The sequence below is a fragment of the Micromonospora sp. NPDC005173 genome, from assembly GCF_040608515.1.
Classification (GTDB): Bacteria; Actinomycetota; Actinomycetes; order Mycobacteriales; family Micromonosporaceae; genus Micromonospora.
The window spans coordinates 124,546-140,578 of sequence record NZ_JBEXIK010000014.1 but is presented as its reverse complement, the minus strand read 5'-3'; the positions used below and the strand labels follow the sequence as shown (position 1 = coordinate 140,578).

The 16,033-nt window shown below is 71.8% G+C and carries 16 protein-coding genes; 9 read left to right on the top strand and 7 right to left on the bottom strand.

Annotation, left to right across the window (positions count from 1 at the left end):
* Nucleotides 1-35: 35 nt before the first annotated feature.
* From ABZV00_RS18270 to ABZV00_RS18255, 4 genes are all read left to right on the top strand, one after another.
* Nucleotides 36-1,085 carry a nitronate monooxygenase gene (locus tag ABZV00_RS18270; RefSeq protein WP_355607526.1) on the top strand — a complete coding sequence of 350 codons (1,050 nt, stop codon included), beginning with the start codon at nucleotides 36-38 and terminating at the stop codon, nucleotides 1,083-1,085.
* A 66-nt stretch (nucleotides 1,086-1,151) separates the two neighbouring features.
* Nucleotides 1,152-2,243 (top strand): cellulose binding domain-containing protein, encoded by a 1,092-nt coding sequence (locus ABZV00_RS18265; protein ID WP_355607523.1) that lies wholly within the window; start codon nucleotides 1,152-1,154, stop codon nucleotides 2,241-2,243.
* Nucleotides 2,244-2,355: 112 nt separating this feature from the next.
* Nucleotides 2,356-2,991: a hypothetical protein gene (locus tag ABZV00_RS18260; protein ID WP_355607520.1), complete on the top strand. Its 636-nt coding sequence runs from the start codon at nucleotides 2,356-2,358 to the stop codon at nucleotides 2,989-2,991.
* A 67-nt stretch (nucleotides 2,992-3,058) separates the two neighbouring features.
* Nucleotides 3,059-3,400 (top strand): MmcQ/YjbR family DNA-binding protein, encoded by a 342-nt coding sequence (locus ABZV00_RS18255; RefSeq protein WP_355607518.1) that lies wholly within the window; start codon nucleotides 3,059-3,061, stop codon nucleotides 3,398-3,400.
* 41 nt (nucleotides 3,401-3,441) lie between these two features.
* On the opposite strand, the gene ABZV00_RS18250 is transcribed toward ABZV00_RS18255, so the two are convergent.
* Nucleotides 3,442-5,478 carry a glycosyl hydrolase family 28-related protein gene (locus ABZV00_RS18250; RefSeq protein ID WP_355607515.1) on the bottom strand — a complete coding sequence of 679 codons (2,037 nt, stop codon included), beginning with the start codon at nucleotides 5,476-5,478 and terminating at the stop codon, nucleotides 3,442-3,444.
* Between the two features lie 219 nt (nucleotides 5,479-5,697).
* On the opposite strand from ABZV00_RS18250, the gene ABZV00_RS18245 reads away from it, so the two are divergent.
* The 3 genes from ABZV00_RS18245 (at nucleotide 5,698) to ABZV00_RS18235 (ending at nucleotide 7,665) form a co-directional block, all read left to right on the top strand.
* Nucleotides 5,698-6,810 carry an NYN domain-containing protein gene (locus ABZV00_RS18245; RefSeq protein WP_328425508.1) on the top strand — a complete coding sequence of 371 codons (1,113 nt, stop codon included), beginning with the start codon at nucleotides 5,698-5,700 and terminating at the stop codon, nucleotides 6,808-6,810.
* Between the two features lie 181 nt (nucleotides 6,811-6,991).
* Complete coding sequence (locus ABZV00_RS18240; protein WP_252419515.1) at nucleotides 6,992-7,210, top strand: hypothetical protein; 219 nt, start codon at nucleotides 6,992-6,994, stop codon at nucleotides 7,208-7,210.
* 278 nt (nucleotides 7,211-7,488) lie between these two features.
* The gene (locus ABZV00_RS18235; RefSeq protein WP_355607512.1) at nucleotides 7,489-7,665 is read left to right on the top strand and encodes a hypothetical protein; all 177 of its coding nucleotides are present in this window, start codon (nucleotides 7,489-7,491) and stop codon (nucleotides 7,663-7,665) included.
* A 1-nt stretch (nucleotide 7,666) separates the two neighbouring features.
* Here ABZV00_RS18235 and ABZV00_RS18230 read toward each other — a convergent pair whose 3' ends face one another.
* The 6 genes from ABZV00_RS18230 to ABZV00_RS18205 form a co-directional block, all read right to left on the bottom strand.
* Nucleotides 7,667-8,446 (bottom strand): MerR family transcriptional regulator, encoded by a 780-nt coding sequence (locus tag ABZV00_RS18230; RefSeq protein WP_355607509.1) that lies wholly within the window; start codon nucleotides 8,444-8,446, stop codon nucleotides 7,667-7,669.
* 44 nt (nucleotides 8,447-8,490) lie between these two features.
* Nucleotides 8,491-9,252: an ABC transporter permease gene (locus ABZV00_RS18225; protein ID WP_355607506.1), complete on the bottom strand. Its 762-nt coding sequence runs from the start codon at nucleotides 9,250-9,252 to the stop codon at nucleotides 8,491-8,493.
* Complete coding sequence (locus ABZV00_RS18220; RefSeq protein WP_355607503.1) at nucleotides 9,252-10,046, bottom strand: ATP-binding cassette domain-containing protein; 795 nt, start codon at nucleotides 10,044-10,046, stop codon at nucleotides 9,252-9,254. Before ABZV00_RS18220 ends, ABZV00_RS18225 begins: the two co-directional genes overlap by 1 nt.
* Nucleotides 10,047-10,110: 64 nt before the next feature.
* Nucleotides 10,111-11,172, bottom strand: a complete 1,062-nt coding sequence (locus tag ABZV00_RS18215; RefSeq protein WP_355607500.1) for a Gfo/Idh/MocA family oxidoreductase — start codon at nucleotides 11,170-11,172, stop codon at nucleotides 10,111-10,113.
* Between the two features lie 259 nt (nucleotides 11,173-11,431).
* Nucleotides 11,432-12,097 carry a response regulator transcription factor gene (locus ABZV00_RS18210; RefSeq protein ID WP_355607497.1) on the bottom strand — a complete coding sequence of 222 codons (666 nt, stop codon included), beginning with the start codon at nucleotides 12,095-12,097 and terminating at the stop codon, nucleotides 11,432-11,434.
* Complete coding sequence (locus ABZV00_RS18205; RefSeq protein ID WP_355607494.1) at nucleotides 12,085-13,377, bottom strand: histidine kinase; 1,293 nt, start codon at nucleotides 13,375-13,377, stop codon at nucleotides 12,085-12,087. Before ABZV00_RS18205 ends, ABZV00_RS18210 begins: the two co-directional genes overlap by 13 nt.
* A 193-nt stretch (nucleotides 13,378-13,570) precedes the next feature.
* On the opposite strand from ABZV00_RS18205, the gene ABZV00_RS18200 reads away from it, so the two are divergent.
* Nucleotides 13,571-14,266 (top strand): SDR family oxidoreductase, encoded by a 696-nt coding sequence (locus ABZV00_RS18200; RefSeq protein WP_328425527.1) that lies wholly within the window; start codon nucleotides 13,571-13,573, stop codon nucleotides 14,264-14,266.
* Nucleotides 14,263-15,894, top strand: a complete 1,632-nt coding sequence (locus tag ABZV00_RS18195) for an MFS transporter (protein WP_355607491.1) — start codon at nucleotides 14,263-14,265, stop codon at nucleotides 15,892-15,894. Before ABZV00_RS18200 ends, ABZV00_RS18195 begins: the two co-directional genes overlap by 4 nt.
* The last annotated feature ends 139 nt before the right edge of the window (nucleotides 15,895-16,033 follow it).

Here is a 16,033-nt window from a genome sequence, read left to right as displayed (position 1 = left end):
CCCGAGGAGTCGGGCCGATGCGACAGGATGGGTGGATGTCCGTGCTGTCCGCGTTACGCCACCCGATCGTCGCCGCCCCGATGGCCGGCGGCCCGTCCACGCCTGCGCTCGTGGCGGCCGCCTCCGCCGCCGGTGGGTTGGGCTTCCTGGCCGCCGGGATGATCGACATCGGCCGGCTGGCCGCCGACATCGCCGAGGTCCGCGCGCGCACCGACCGGCCGTTCGGGGTCAACGTCTTCCTGCCCGGTTCCGGCAGCGTCGACGAGGCCGCCATCCGGGCGTACGCCGACCGGCTTGCCCCGCAGGCCGGCCAGCATGGGGTGACCCTGGGCGAGCCGGTGGGCGGCGACGATGAGTACCCGGAGAAGGTGGCGGCGCTGCTCGCCGACCCGGTCCCGGTGGTGTCCTTCGCGTTCGGGCTGCCCGACCGTGCCGCGGTGGCCGCCCTGCGCGAGCGGGGTACCGAGGTGTGGGCCACGGTCACCCGGCCGGACGCCGCCACTACCGCCGCCGAGCTCGGCGTGGACGCCGTGGTGGTGCAGGGCACCGAGGCCGGTGGGCATCGCGGCGGCCTGCCGGACGACGACGACTACGCGCTGCTGCCGCTGCTCCGGCTGGCCGCCGCCGGCTGTCGCCTCCCGCTGGTGGCCGCCGGCGGAATCGTCGACGGCCCGGGGGTGGCCGCTGTGCTGGCCGCCGGCGCCGCCGCCGCGCAGCTCGGTACGGCGTTCCTGCGCTGCCCGGAGGCGGGCACCTCGCCGATGCACCGGGAGGCGGTGGCCAGTTGGACGCCGACCGCCCTGACCCGGGCGTACACCGGCAAGCGGGCACGTGGTGTGGTCAACGAGTTCCTGCGCCGGCACGACGCGACGGCGCCGACCGGCTACCCGCAGGTGCTGCACCTGACCCGCCCGCTGCTCGCCGCCGCCCGCCGCGACGGGGACGCCTCGGTGGTCAACCTCTGGGCCGGGCAGGCACATCCCCTCTCCCGGGACGTGCCGGCGTCCGCGCTGGTCGCCGAGCTGAGCGCCGGTGCTCGGGCCGCGTTGGCGGCGGCGGCCGAGCGGTCGACCCGCTGGGGCTGAGCGGGCTGCCGACGACTGGCCCGGGCGGGCGGTACGGTCCGGGCGCGAAACCCGTAGAGTCGCGCCGTGATCGAGATCGGTGCGCAGGTCGACCTGTCCCACCCGCCTGACCGGGTCTGGCTCGCATTGACGGATCGGGAGCTGCTCGGCCGGTGGTTCGCCGAGGCCGAGACTGTGGCGGGCGTGCCGGACCGACTGGTGCTGCAGACGGCCGGGTTGCCTGGCTTCGACGCCAACGTCGAGGTCGAGGTGACCGAGCGGCGGGTGCCGGAGCTGCTGGCGCTGCGCTGCGACGAGGCCGGCCGGCTCACCGAGCTGACCTGTGCCGTCACCGTCACGAAGCAGGGCTGCCGGCTGGCGGTCCGCGAGGTCACGACGCACGGCACCTGGTCCGCCGAGCAGAGCGAACCGCGCGAGCAGCAGCTCCGGCAGGCGCTGACCGTTCGCCTGCCGGCCATCCTCGACTGGCTCGCCTTCCAGCAGGTCGACCTTCGCCGCGGCGAGGCCGGGATGACGGCCGAACTGCCGATGATCGGCGCGGTCGGCACCGGACGCGCCCGGGCCCGCCGCCGCCGCACGGTGGTCGCGGTGCTGGCCGGTGCCGTACTGCTGGCGGGGCTGGCGGCGTGGGTCACGATGCCGGCCGAGTCGGACCACGCCGCCGCGCCACTCCCGACGACATCACCGACGCCGACCGTGGCGGCCGACGCGCCCACCGACACTCCAAAGGCGACGGCGGCCTCGGCGCGCCCCTCGCGGACCACCGCGTCGCCGACCACCAGCCCGAGCCGTACCCCGACGGCCAAGCCGTCCCGTACCCCGACGGCGGCCCCGCCGCCGCCGACGCAGCCGGTGACGGCCCGCTACGACACCGACTCCAGCCGGCTGTTCGGCTACACCGGCGAGGTGGTGGTCGAGAACCCGGGCAGCGCGCCGGCGGAGCAGTGGGCCGTGGTCGTCACCCTGGCCGAGGGCAGCACCATCGACGACGTCGACGGCGCGGACTGGCGGCAGGACGGGCTGGCGGTCACCTTCACCGGGCCGGCCGTGCCGACCGGCGGGTCGCAGACGTTCCGCTTCGACGTGCGCGACAGCCGGCCCAAGGCCAGGGAACCGGAGGGTTGCACGGTGAGCGGCAACCCGTGCGCGGGCCTGTGACCCGAGCGCCGCTGCGGCGACCATCAGACCACGCCCACCGGTGCTCTCGGCCGACGGTGGGCGGCCCCGACCCGGGGGTGGCCGGCCGGTAGGCCGTCCCTAGGCTGGCGGCATGGCATTGCTGCACCGGGCGACTCTGCGCCCCTCGAAGCTCGACCTGCTGGCGACCTGGCTGCCCGGCCGACCGTGGTACCACGGGCCGGCCGGCGTGGAGGTGCTGAGCCGCGGCGCCTACCGCTTCGACGACCCGGCCGGCGAGGTCGGCATCGAGACGATGCTGGTCGGCACCGCCGACGGGCCGGTCCACCAGGTCCCGCTCACCTACCGTGCCGCGCCCCTTGATGGCGCCGACGACTGGCTGGTGGGCACCACCGAGCACTCGGTGCTCGGCCCGCGCTGGGTGTACGACGGCTGCGCCGACCCGGTGTACGCCACGGCGCTGGCCCAGGCGATCCTCGCCGACACCGGTCAGGCGGAGCAGTACATCGAGGTCGACGGTCGGCGCGAACTGCGCGAGCCCACCATGACGATCGCCGCCAGCGGCGCCGGGGACGCCGACGTGGCACCGGTCGGCGCCGTGCGGCGGGTGGTCGACGAGGACACCACGCTGATCGTCACCGACTCCGTCGAGCTGGTCGTCGTCCGCCGGCCCGAGGGCGGGGACGCCGCTGCCTCCGAGGCCACCCTGCTCGGCACCTGGAACGGGCAGCCGACGAGCGTGCCGCTGGCGTACGCCCGGCCGCGCTGACGTCACGGCGGCCCGGTCCGCCCGTCGCGGGTCGACGGACGGGCCGGCCGGCCGTTACGGTCGGGGCGTGGTCACCGTCGCCGACGTGCGAGCCCTCGCCCGGACGCTGCCGCGCAGCAGCGAACACCTGATCCGGGACCGGGTGAAGTTCCGGGTCGGGTCGATCGTCTATGTCGCGTTCTCGCGAGACGAGGCGACGATGGGCTTCGGGTTCCCGAAGCAGGAGCGGGCCGGGTTGGTCGCCGCCGAGCCGGAGTTGTTCTTCCTGCCAGGAGAGACCGACCTGCGCTTCCACTGGGTGTGCTGCCACACCGCGCGACTGGACCACGGGTACATGACCGAGCTGGTCACCGAGGCGTGGCGGATGGTGGTGCCGAAGTTCCTGGCCCGGCAGCGGCTGGGCAGCTGACGGACGGCGGGCGGCCCGACTGCTCGGGCCGCCCGCCGCGCTCACCAGGGCGCCGGGGGTGGCGGCGGCGAGACCGGTGGCCGGTCGTCGCAGGTGATGGTGTTGGGCAGCAGCCACGGGGCCAGCCAGCCACCGTCGTTGCCGCCGAGGTCGGTCAACGCGAACTCCGATCCGGCCGGGGTGAAGTGGAAGGACCCGCAGTTGTTGACGCCGACCGCCCCCACGTTGCGGGCGTCCACATTGGCGAACGAGGCCGATCCGGCCGTGCGGGCGCTGACCACCGAGGTGCCGGTGCCGTCGACCCGGATGTCCCGGAAGTGCACGTTGGTGATCGAGTAGAGGTCCTTCACCGGCCAGTCGCTGACCAGCATGATCGCGTTGTACGTGCTGTCGAGGTACGCGTCGCCGGCCACCTCGATGGTCGCGTCGATGCTCCGGTCCAGGGCGAAGAACCAGATCGCGCCAAGGCCGATGTTCCAGTTCAGCTCGTACGTGCCGGCCCGGGCGGTGGTGTTGTTGGTGATCCAGAGGTGCCCGGTGAACGGCTCCGCGCCGAAGCGGGAACCGACCTGGATGCCGCTGCCCTCGCGGACCGGATCGGCGATGAGGTTGTGCGAGACGGTGTTGTCCGTGCCGCCGTAGATGGCGATGCCGTTGGCCAGCGTGGGCGACTGCACGGTGTTGTGGTCGAACGTGTTCCGCGTGTTGGCTGTCTTCTCCGACCACATCGCCAGGCCGTCGTCGCCGGTGTTGCGCACGAAGTTGTGCGCGACGAGCGAGTTGGTCACGCCGGTGTGGAAGTTGAGCGCGTCCGCGATCTGGTCGACGATGATGTTGTTCGTGACGCGTACGTTCGTCATCGGCCCGTCGAACCAGAGGCCCACCTTGGTGTGGTGCAGGTAGAGCCCGTCGATGGTCGAGTTGCTCATCGCCCCACCGATCGCATTGACCTGGTCGGTGTCGATGCGCTCCCGGACGTCGCCCTCGATGGCGAAGCCGGAGAGGTGGACGTTCCGGCTGCCACCGTCGGCGGCGTCCCGGCCGTAGAAGCCGACGCCGGTGTGCACCGAGCCGTCCGGCGCGGGCGTGGGCAGGGCGACCTCCCGGCCCTTGATGATGGTGTACCAGTTGCCGGCGCCCTCGATGGTCACGTCGTCGACGATGATGTGCCGGTTGACCTGGTAGGTGCCCGGCGGGATGTACACCTTCAGGTGGGTGCGCCGGGCGAAGGCGATGGCCTTGTCCAGGGCATCGGCGGAGTCCCGCCGCCCGGTCGGGTCGGCGCCGAAGGCCAGCACGTTGGCCGCGAGCAGCCGGATGCGCGGCGGCGCGACCAGCTCGGAGTCGAGCAGGTCGATGACGGTCCAGGCGGCGGCGCTGCCGGCCGGCGCGGTGAGCCGGATCCGGTCACCGGCCCGGTAGGTGCGCCCGAGCAGGAGTCGCTGCTCGTCGTAGAAGTGGGTGGGCCGGAACGGCGTGCTGATGGTCGGGTACGGGGTGGTGGCCGACGGCACGCACGAGCACTCGGTGATCCACCAGTCCGGGTGCAACAGCCCGGCCTGGGGGTCGTTGGAGAACGGGTACTGGTTGTAGAGCCACGAGTACTGCGAGGTCAGCGTCATGCTGCGCAGGTGCTTGCCGTTGACCGCGACGCCCAGCGGTGCGGTGATCCCGCCGCCCTGCGGCGCGTCCGGGATGCTGTACCGCACGGTGATGGCGTTCGCGGCGCTGGGCAGGACGAACTCCACGTACCGGCCCGGGGTGAGCCGGACGGCCCGACGGCCGGAGGCCTCCGCGGGCAGTGTGTACGCGGACCGGTCCGGACCGATGATCTCGCCGTTGGTGCGGGCGTTCTCCGCCTCCTGCTCGACGAAGTCGACGTCGGCGCCGCGCCCGGCGACCAGAGCCGGGTCGAGGGCGGCCCGGGTGACCACCGGCGCCGCTCCGGAGGGCGTGGGTGGACCGGCGACGGCCACGGTGGGCCCGCCGACCAGCGTGGTGAGGGCGGTCGCGAGCGCGACTGCGGTGGCGACCGATCGGCCCGGGCGTCCCCGCGCCGGCATGATGCTCCGAAACATCGGTGACCCTCCTGTGTGGGTGGTGGTGGAGGTTGCCCGGCGCTCCCCCGACGCCCGACATTGATCGTCATGATGCAGCACCGAACACTGTGCTGCAAGACACCAATCGAACAACGAAAAGAAGCGACAGTTTGCCCGCAAGAACTGAACGGGCAGCGAACCGACGTGTCGTGCGTCACCTGGGCCCGGCCAGGTGACCCCGGGCGTAGGCTGGCCGACGTGGATCAAGAAGACCGGATCGCCCTTTTCCTGGACTACGAGAACCTCGCGTTGGGGGCGCGCGACAACCGTGCCGGCGCGGACTTCGACTTCCGGCCCATCGCCGACGCGCTGGCCGAGCGGGGGAGGGTGGTGGTGCGGCGGGCGTACGCCGACTGGTCGTACTTCGACGAGGACCGCCGGATGCTCACCCGGTCCCACGTCGAGCTGATCGAGATCCCACAGCGGATGGGCGCCTCCCGCAAGAACGCGGCCGACATCAAGATGGCGGTGGACGCGATCGAGTTGGCCTTCGAGCGCGACTACATCTCCACCTTCGTGATCTGCAGCGGCGACAGCGACTTCACCCCGCTGGTGCACAAGCTCCGCGAGCTGAACAAGCGGGTCATCGGCGTCGGGGTCGAGGGGTCGACCTCGGCGCTGCTCCCGCCAGCGTGCGACGAGTTCCTCTACTACGACCGGCTGGAGGGTGTGGACATCCCGCCGACCAGCAGCCGGCGCGGCCGTCCGGTGCGGCAGCCCGGCCCGGACCAGCGACCGCCCGAGCCGGAGCGCGAGCAGGTGGCGCCGGAGCGGGAACGGGAGCCGGAGGCGGAGCGTCGGCCGGCGGGGGAGGAGCCCGGCCGGGACGTGGATGCCCTCGCCGTGCTGGTGGCCCAGACGGTGGCCGGGCTGCAGGGCAGCGCCAGCGGCGAGGTGACCGCCTCCCGGCTCAAGCGCACGCTGCTGCGCAAGGACCCGACGTTCAGCGAGTCCGACTACGGGTTCCGCACCTTTGGTGAACTGCTGCGCCACCTCGCCGGGCACAACGTGGTCGAGCTGGCCGAAGGCCCCGCGAAGGGCGACCCCGAGGTCTCGCTGCCCGAGCATGGTGACCGGGAGGTCGCCTTCGGCCTGCTCCGTGGCGTGGTGGCGGAGCTCGGCAGCGGCGGCAATCCGGTGGCGCTGTCCGGGCTGAAGAACCAGCTGCGCAGGGCCCGCCCCGACTTCAGTGAGAAGAAGCTCGGCTACCGCAGCTTCCTCCAGTTCTGCAAGGCCGCCGCGACCAGTGGCGCGGTCGACCTACGGTGGAGCCCCGAAGCCGACGACTACCTGCTCACCGCGCAGGGGTGAGTGCGGGCGCAGGCAGCGTCTGATCCGTGGCCTGTTTCGTTGCTCAGGATGGGAGGAAACCGCCGGTACGGTCCTTCCTCGTCAGCAGGCGGCCGGAAATGTGACTGAATTGCGGTTTTTGCCACGGTTGCAGCCCACCTGTGCCGTACCCCTGGCCGGCGAATTGCTATACGGTCGGCGAATGATGGTGGAGGAGCACTGGTGGAACGGAGACACGACCCCACGCGGGCGTCGGGACGTGTACATCCGTACTGACGGGCAGGGTTGGGAGGTCCGCGCCCAGATCGGTGGGGCGTCGGGTCGTGAGCGGGTGCAGCAGTGCCCCAGCCGGGCCTCGGCGGCCATCCTCGCCGACGCCTGGCGCGGCACCCACCCTTCCTGGCGCGAACTGAAGCGCTGATCCGGCACCGGGCCGGGCCGGCGACGCGCCCGGGCACCAGCCCGGCGCGGTCATCGGCCGGCCCGGTGTTCGACTCCCCCTGACGGTGCCAGGGTGCGGGTCACTGCTTCTGGACCATGACTGAGGCGACCTCCGCCACAAGCGCCAACGGCTGCCCTTCGCTGGTCTGCGGCCTTACCTGGCCGACTGAGCGCGGTTCCTGCCCTGTCGGCCGTGTCCGCCGCGCCAGGCGGGGTACCAGGAGAGGGTAGGCACCCGCCCGATGGAGGTCGTCGCCCATGTCGCAGGAGCCCGATGAGGAGAGCCCTCAGATCGACGAGGAGGCGCGGGAGGCCCAGCGTCGGCTCGCCGTGTTCGACGACCGGTCTGACCGGTCCGACGGGTCCGACGACGCGCTGACCGACGAGGACGCCCGGGAGCCGGACGAGGCCCCTACCGACGAGGATGCCGAATAGGTCAGTCGGGCGGCTCTGCCAGCCGCTCCATCCGGTTCCAACCGGTCCAGCCACGCTCGCGCATCAGTTCCACCATCCGCTCCGTCCGCGGGTCGGACTCGACGGCAAGTGCGTCCAGAAGGTCAAACGGTAGATCGTCGTGCCCCAGGTCGCCGAGGCCGGCCTCACCGGAGGCGTATGCCTGCTCGGCCAGGCCGGCCATGATGTCGGCGGCTTCCTCGAGACGCCGGTCGTCGCCTGCGTCGCAGTCGAGGATCTCCGACAGGACCCGATAGAGCCGAACGATCTGCGGGTCGTCGAGCATCGCGAATTTTCCGGACATCACCTCGGGGATCCGATCCGGCCAGCGCGCCGCAACCAGGATCCACCCGTCCCGTTCGGACTCCACCACTCGCTCTGACACCCCCATCTCCCGAAGCCGATCGAGATAGGAGGTCACCTCCGGTGGGAGCGCCAGGCTGTCCCCGGCAGCGAGCTGCGCGATCTGCTTGCGGCTGGTCTCCAGCCGTTCGATCTCGTCGCGCAGGTGGCTGTCGATTCTCTCGACAACTTCGGCAAACGTCGACGGGTCGGCTTCGAGCATCCGACTGATCTGCGACAGGGGCACGCCTGCGTCGGCGAGGGTGCGGATCTTGATGAGGGACACGACTGCCATTGCGCCATACCGCCGGTAACCCGAGGCATCCCGCTCCGGCTCGGGCAGTAGTCCGATCTGGTGGTAGTGCCGCACCGCCCGCACTGTGACGCCGGCGTACTCCGCCAGTTGACCGATCGTCAGCATGCTCTGATCCTGCCCTCAACTCGCCCAGACCGGTCGACGCCGGTTCAGGAGATTCTGCGACGGTAGGACATGTTGGCGAAGATGTAGGCAACGACGAGGATGCCGACGCACCAGGCGAGGGCGGTCCAGATGTCCGTGCCGACCGGCTGCTGGGTGAACAGGTCTCGGATCGCGTTGACGATGGAGGTCACCGGCTGGTGCTCGGCGAAGGCGCGCACCGGACCGGGCATGGACTCGGTGGGCACGAAGGCCGAGCTGATGAACGGCAGGAAGATGAGCGGGTACGAGAACGCGCTCGCGCCGTCCACGGACTTTGCGGTGAGGCCGGGGATCACGGCGATCCAGGTCAGCGCCAGGGTGAACAGGACCAGAATGCCGGCGACCGCGAGCCACCCCAGCACGCCCGCCCCCGTGCGGAAGCCCATGAGGAGGGCGACGAGGACGACGACCACGAGCGAGATCAGGTTGGCGACCAGCGAGGTCAGCACGTGCGCCCACAGCACCGAGGATCGTGCGATCGGCATGGACTGGAACCGTTCGAAGATGCCGCCCTGCATGTCCAGGAAGAGCCGGAAGGCGGTGTAGGAGATTCCCGAGGCGATCGTGATGAGCAGGATGCCGGGCAGCAGATAGTTCACGTACGAGCCGGTCCCGGTCTCGATCGCGCCGCCGAAGACGTAGACGAACAGCAGCATGAAGGCGATCGGCATGATCGCGGTCGTGATGATGGTGTCCGGGCTGCGGCTGATGTGGCGCAGCGAACGTCCCAGGAGGACGGTGGTGTCGCCGAGGAAGTGCTTGTTCATCATTGTTCCTTGTCCGTCCTGGCGCCGACGATGGTGAGGAAGACGTCCTCGAGGCTCGGCTGCTTCTCGACGTACTCGACCTTGGCGGGTGGGAGGAGCTGCTTGAGCTCGTTGAGGGTGCCGTTCACGATGATCCGGCCCTCGTGGAGGATCGCGATCCGGTCGGCGAGCTGCTCTGCCTCGTCGAGGTACTGAGTCGTGAGCAGCACGGTCGTGCCGCCCTCGGCGAGCTTCTTGACCGCCTGCCACACCTCGATGCGCGCCTCCGGGTCCAGCCCGGTCGTCGGCTCGTCGAGGAAGATGACCGGCGGATCGCCGATGAGACTCATGGCGATGTCCAGACGGCGGCGCATGCCACCGGAGTACGTCGCCACCCTCCGGGCGGCCGCCTCGGTCAGCGAGAAGCGCTTCAGTAGGTCATCCGCGATGGTGCCCGGGTCCTTGAGATGCCTCAACTTGGCGACCAGGACGAGGTTCTCCCGCCCGGTGAGGATCTCGTCGACCGCCGCGAACTGCCCGGTGAGACTGATGGACTCGCGTACGTCGGCGGCCTGCGTCGCGACATCGAAGCCGTTGACCCGGGCAGCCCCTGCGTCGGCCTTGAGCAGCGTGGACAGGATCTTCACCACTGTTGTCTTGCCCGCCCCGTTCGAGCCGAGCAGGGCGAAGATGCTGCCCCGTTCCACGTCGATGTCCACGCCGCGCAGCACCTTCAGCTGCTTGAACGACTTTTCCAGGCCTTGCACGTGTATCGCGGGTTGCTCGACCCGATCGGTTGTAGGTGGGGTGCTCATGACAGTCAGCATGAAGGGTTGACGCAGCGTCAGGGTCAAGCCCGCAAGCAGATTCGATTCGCGGTCAGGAGGCCGGAACCGGAAGCACCACGCCCTCGGCCGCCGACCGGTGCGCCAGCTCGATCAGCTCAACGGTGGCAACCGAGTCCCGTGGATCCACGGGCATCGGCGCGCCATCCCGCAGCGCCGCCGCCACCTGCTGGTAGAAGCTCTGGTAGGCGCCGGGCTCGGTGGGCACCGGCCGCAGGTCACCGTCGACACCGAGCAGGCCGTACCGCTCCGGCGGGACCTCGCCCCAGCCCGGCTGGTCCGGCCGGCCGCCCTCGTGCAGCGCCGCCTCCTGCACGTCGAGCCCGTACGTCGTGTAACCGGCCCGGTCGCCGAGCACCCGCAGTCGCGGCCCGAGCTGAGCGGTCATCGCGCCCATCCACAGGTGCGAGTGCACCCCGGTGGCGTGGGTCAACGCCACGAACGCGTCGTCGTCGACCGCGGCGCCCGCGCGACGACGGTCCACCTCCGCGTAGACGCGGTCGACCGGGCCGAAGAGCTGCACCGCCTGATCGATGAGGTGGGCGCCGAGGTCGAACAGGGCGCCGCCGGCCTCCTCGGGACCGGCAAGCTCCCGCCAGCCCGGCTTGATCGTCGGACGGAACCGCTCGAAGCGGGACTCGAAGCGGAGCACCCGTCCCAGCTCGCCCTGCTCCACCAGGCGGCGGGCGGTCAGGAAGTCGCCGTCCCAGCGGCGATTCTGGAACACGGTCAGCGGCACTCCCTGGCGGTCGGCCTCCTCGACCAGCGCCCGACTCTCGGCGGCGGTGGGGGCCAACGGCTTGTCCACCACCACCGGCAGGCCGGCGGTCACCGCAGCCCGAGCCATCGGCACATGCAGCCGGTTCGGCGTCGCCACCACGACCAGGTCCAGCGCGTCGGGCGTACGCCACAGCTCGTCGGCGTCGTCGACCAGGCGGGCGTCCGGGAAGTGCTGCCGGGCCTGCTCGCGTCGCTGCGGATCACGGGTCATGATGGCGTCCAGCCGCAGCCCGGGCGTCGCGGCGATCAGCGGCGCGTGGAACACCCGGCCCGCCAGCCCGTAACCCAGCAGACCGACCCGCAGCGCCTCCGCCATGCCGTACTCCCGTCTCCCGGTCCGCGTCTCGGTGACGGCAGTCCCGCTGATCGAATCTACGCCCCGGCTGGTCAGGCCCGACCCGAGCCCGGGTGGACAACGGCGCAGACCGAGTGGCCGCCCCGATCCGGGGCATCACTCGGTTGAGGGTGATACCTGTGAGTCATAGATATGACCCACAGGTATCACGCTCGAAAGACAGACATGCCCGGTGCGCGCCACGCCGGACTGCTCATCCTGAGCGGCGGCAGCGCGCTGGTCAGGCGGTCGGGTCGGCGCGCAGGTAGGTGAGCACCGCGAGCACCCGACGATTGGTGTCGTCGTTGGGCGGCAGGTCGAGCTTCAGCAGGATGTTGCCGACGTGCTTGCCGACCGCCGCCTCGGTGACGTGCAGCCGGCCGGCGATCGATGCGTTGGACCGGCCCTCGGCCAGCAGCGCCAGCACCTCACGTTCCCGGGCCGAGAGTGCGGCGAGCGGGTCACGCGGGCGGTGCAGCAGTTGCCGGATCACGTCCGGGTCGATGGCCGTGCCGCCGGCGGTGACCCGTCGCAGCGTGTCGACGAACTCGGTCACCTCCGCCACCCGGTCCTTGAGCAGGTAGCCCACCCGCTGGCCGTCGCCGCTGTCCAGCAGCTCTGCGGCGTACCCGGTCTGCACGTACTGGCTGAGCACCACGACCGGCAGTTGGGGCCGCTCGGCGCGCAGCGCGACGGCCGCGCGCAGCCCGTCGTCCCCCCGGCCCGGTGGCATCCGGATGTCGGTCAGCACCAGGTCTGGCTGGTGGGCGCGGGCCGCGTCCAGCAGCTCCGGCGCGGAGCCGACGGCGGCGCACACCGCGAAGTCGAAGCGGGTCAGCAGCGCGACCAGGCCCTCTCGTAGCAGCACCTCGTCCTCGGCGAGCACCACCCGGGTCACCGACGACATGGCAGCTCCACCCGGATCAGGGTGGGCCCGTCGGGCGGGCTGGCCAGCAGCAGCCGACCGTCGGCAGCCGCGACCCGGTCGGCGAGGCCGGTCAGGCCGGTACCCCGGGCCGGGTCGGCGCCGCCGCGGCCGTCGTCGGACACCTCGACGACGAGATCCGCGCCGACCCGGGTGAGGCGCACCTCGGCGCGGGTCGCCCCGGCGTGCCGGGCCACGTTGCCCAGTGCCTCGGACACCACGAAGTAGGCGGTGGTCTCGACAATTTCCGGCAGTGCGCCGTCGAGGTCGGTGCGCACCGTGACCGCGACGGTGGCCGCGTCGGCCAACTCCCGTACCGCGCCGGCCAGGCCGAGGTCGGTGAGAGTCTGCGGCCGGATGCCGTGCACCAACTGCCGGAGCATCACCATCAGACCCCGAGCCTGGTCGTGGGCGACGGCCAGTGGGCGGGCCGCGGGGGAGTCGTCGGGCACGTCCAGCCGGGCCAGGCCCAACTGGAGGGTGAGGCTGGTCAGCCGGGGTTGCGCACCGTCGTGCAGGTCACGCTCGATCCGACGACGTTCGGCCTCGTACGCGCCGACCAGCCGGGTCCGGGACCGGGCGACCTCGCGCAGCGCCATCGCGTCGACCGGCCAGGCCAGCGCCCACCGGGCCACGGCGGCCTGGGCGGCGGCGAGCAGCCCGGCCGCGTACCAGAGCACCGGGATGAGCAGCACACCCACGATCGCGTACGGGGCCGCCTCGCTGGCGGTGTCCACCGTGCCCCACACCACGATGACCTCGTTGGCGTCGCCGGCCAGCCAGGGGCTGGCGACCAGCCCGAGGTCGAGGAGCACCAGCAGCAGGAACACCCAGTACGCGACCGGAACGAACCCGCCGAGCCAGAACAGGTACGCCACCTCCCGCCAGCCGGCGGCGGTGCGGTAGCGGGCAGCCAGGCCCTGCCACCGGGACGGGGGCAACGGTCGGCCGTCCACGAGGCCGAGCCGCCACCGCTCGACGGCGGCCACCGGGAAGCTCGCGAGCGGCGCCAGCGCCAGCAGAGTGAGGCTGCCGACCGCCAGGAACAGCATGAGCCCGATCTCGGGCGGCCGGCCCTGTAGCCGTACCGCGTTGACGGCTGCCAGCAGCGGCGCGACGATGACGAGCAGCCCGGCGGCGAGCGCGCCGGCGATCGGCACGGTGCCGACCAGGTAGACCAGCGCGCGCCAGGGCCAGGCGGAGATCAGCCAGCGGCGGCGGCGCAGCGCGTCGGCCAGGTGACGGGGGTGTTCCGGGGTCATGCCGCAGACGCTAATCGCCAGCGTACGGGTCGACCCAGCCGTCCAGATCCACTTCTGAGGTATGCCCAGCCCTACCCTCGCCACCCGGACGCCGGCCGCAGGTCGGGCGGAACGGGTGTGGCGCGGCCGGAAATGGGAAGAACGCGCCGTCACGCGGCACCGCGTGACCTGCGTTGGCGGCGGCTGGAGTGACATGGGTGCCAGAACCTTCGTGGTGGTCGGCGGTACCAGCGGGCTCGGCCTCGCGGTGGCCCGGCTGCTGGTCAACGAGCACCAGGTCGTGGTGTTCGGCAATGTGGCGGGCGAGGTCGCCGCGGCGACCGACGAGCTGGGGTGCGACGGCGCGCTCTGCGACGTCTCCTCCTACGAGCAGGTTCGTGAGGCGTTCGCCGAGGTGGTCGGGCGTTACGGCAGGATCGACGGGGTGGCGGCCTGCGCGTCGATGTGGGCGGGCGGCGACCTGGCGGACCTCGCCGTGGAGCACATCCGGCGGGCCGTGGACATCAACGTACTGGGCATCACGTACCTGCTCCGGGAGGTGCTGGAGCACCTGCATCGGCAGGGCCACGGGAACGTGGTGTACATCGGCGCGCTGGCGCTGGCGGCCCCCCGGCCCGGCATCCCGGTGTACCGGGCCACCAAGAGCTACGGCAGCAGCCTGGTCGATTCGCTGGCCGAGGCCCAGCACAGCAACCAGATCAAGGTGATGCAGCTACATCCCGGGCCGATGCCGACCCGCCTGCAGGAACGGGTTGGCGCCGAGTTCCTGGACGAGGTGTACGCCATGCCCGAGCAGGTCGCCACCGAAGTCGTCCGGCTGCTGCTGCTCGAACCCGACGATCTCTACGTCTCCGGCGAACGCGTGCTACGCGCGGACGGGCGGTGGTGACGGCGGCAGCCGGACCCGCCGACCGTCCGGCCTCGGCGTGGGCGCCGCTGCGGACCGCGGCCTACCGCAACCTGTGGCTGGCCCTGCTCGCCGCCAACATCGGCACCTGGATGCAGACGGTCGGCGCGCAGTGGTTGCTGATCCACCACTCCAACGCCTCCACCCTGGTCGCCCTGGTCCAGACCGCCAGCCTGCTGCCGGTGCTGCTGCTGGCGCTGCCCGCCGGCGTGCTGGCCGACAACTTCGACCGCCGACATCTGTTGATCGCCGTGCAGCTGTTCCTGGTCGTGGTGGCGCTGGCGCTGACCCTGCTCACCGTGACCGACCGGATGCCGCCGGCGCTGCTGCTCACGCTCACCTTCGCGTTCGGGGTCGGGCAGGCGCTCACCCTGCCGGCCTGGGCGGCGGTGATCCCGGAGCTGGTGCCGCAGGGTCAACTGCGGGCGGCGTCCGCGCTCGGTTCGATCAGCGTGAACGTGGCGCGGGCGGTCGGGCCGGCGGTGGCCGGCGTGCTGATCGCGCGGACCGGTGTCGCCCCGGTCTTCGCGCTCAATGCCGTCGCGTTTCTGATCTTCACGTACGCGTTGGTGCGCTGGCGACCCGGCAACGCTCGTGCGGTCGAGGTGCCCGAGCGGTTCGCCGCGGCGCTGCGCGCCGGTGGCCGCTACGTGAAGCACTCGCCGACCGTGCGTCGGCTGCTGCGCCGCTCCCTGGTCTTCGTGGTCCCGGCCAGCGCACTCTGGGCACTGTTGCCGCTGGTGGCTGCCCGGCGGCTCGGGCTGGGCTCCGGCGGGTACGGGCTGTTGCTGGCCGCCCTCGGGGTCGGGGCCATCGTGGGTGGGCTGCTGCTGGCCGTGATCCGGACCCGGCTGTCGGCCAATCAGCTCCTGCTGATCGCCGGGGTGCTGTTCACCATCTCGCTGACCGTGGTCGGCGCGGTACCGGTGGTGCCGCTGGTGCTCCTCGCCCTGCTGCCCGCCGGGATGGCCTGGGTGACGGTGCTGGCCAACGTCAACGCCGAGATGCAGCTCTTCCTACCGAGCTGGGTGCGGGCCCGGGGGTTGGCCGTCTACCAGGTGTGCTTCGCCGGTGGGCAGGCGGTCGGTGCGCTCGTCTGGGGGCTGTTGGCCGACATGGCCGGGCTGGTCCTCGCCTATCTCGCGGCGGCGGGGTTGATGCTGGTCGGCACCGTGACCAGTCGGATCTGGCCGCTTCCGGACCTGCGGACGGTGAACCGTGACCCGGCGGCCTACTGGCCGGAACTGCACCTGGCGTACGAGCCGGACCCCGGGGTGGGGCCGGTGGTGGTGACGGTGCAGTACAACGTCCGACCGGAGCGGACGCAGCCGTTCCTGGTCGCGATGGACCTGGTGCGCGGTGCCCGCCAGCGGACCGGTGCGATGCGGTGGGGGCTGTTCCGGCCGGCCGAGACCACGAACCTGTTCGTCGAGGTGTACATGGTGCCGTCCTGGGGCGAGCACCTGCGCCAGCACGGCGGCCGGTTGACGGGCGAGGACCGCCAGGCCGAGGAGCGGGCGCGGGAGCTGACCGACGGCGAACCGGAGGTTCGTCACCTGGTGCCGGCCGCCGCCGGCCCGACGCTGCGCGACAACGACGAAGGTGTGTGATCCGGCGGCTGCGCGTCAACGCGGCGTCACAATCGCGCTGATCTGCGTAGCGGACGCGTGAAAGCCGTCGCCGACGCCCGCCGCGGTGCGCTGATATGGCCATTGGCGGGTCCGAGATACGGGCCGTCGCCCTCGCCGG

Coding starts and splice junctions, on each gene's coding strand:
- ABZV00_RS18200 (WP_328425527.1), top strand. CDS start 13,571: ATGGGTGCCAGAACCTTCGTGGTGGTCGGCGGTACCAGCGGGCTCGGC.
- ABZV00_RS18220 (WP_355607503.1), bottom strand. CDS start 10,046: ATGAGCACCCCACCTACAACCGATCGGGTCGAGCAACCCGCGATACAC.
- ABZV00_RS18260 (WP_355607520.1), top strand. CDS start 2,356: ATGGCATTGCTGCACCGGGCGACTCTGCGCCCCTCGAAGCTCGACCTG.
- ABZV00_RS18215 (WP_355607500.1), bottom strand. CDS start 11,172: ATGGCGGAGGCGCTGCGGGTCGGTCTGCTGGGTTACGGGCTGGCGGGC.
- ABZV00_RS18270 (WP_355607526.1), top strand. CDS start 36: ATGTCCGTGCTGTCCGCGTTACGCCACCCGATCGTCGCCGCCCCGATG.
- ABZV00_RS18210 (WP_355607497.1), bottom strand. CDS start 12,097: ATGTCGTCGGTGACCCGGGTGGTGCTCGCCGAGGACGAGGTGCTGCTA.
- ABZV00_RS18205 (WP_355607494.1), bottom strand. CDS start 13,377: ATGACCCCGGAACACCCCCGTCACCTGGCCGACGCGCTGCGCCGCCGC.
- ABZV00_RS18225 (WP_355607506.1), bottom strand. CDS start 9,252: ATGAACAAGCACTTCCTCGGCGACACCACCGTCCTCCTGGGACGTTCG.
- ABZV00_RS18235 (WP_355607512.1), top strand. CDS start 7,489: ATGTCGCAGGAGCCCGATGAGGAGAGCCCTCAGATCGACGAGGAGGCG.
- ABZV00_RS18240 (WP_252419515.1), top strand. CDS start 6,992: ATGATGGTGGAGGAGCACTGGTGGAACGGAGACACGACCCCACGCGGG.
- ABZV00_RS18250 (WP_355607515.1), bottom strand. CDS start 5,478: ATGTTTCGGAGCATCATGCCGGCGCGGGGACGCCCGGGCCGATCGGTC.
- ABZV00_RS18230 (WP_355607509.1), bottom strand. CDS start 8,446: ATGCTGACGATCGGTCAACTGGCGGAGTACGCCGGCGTCACAGTGCGG.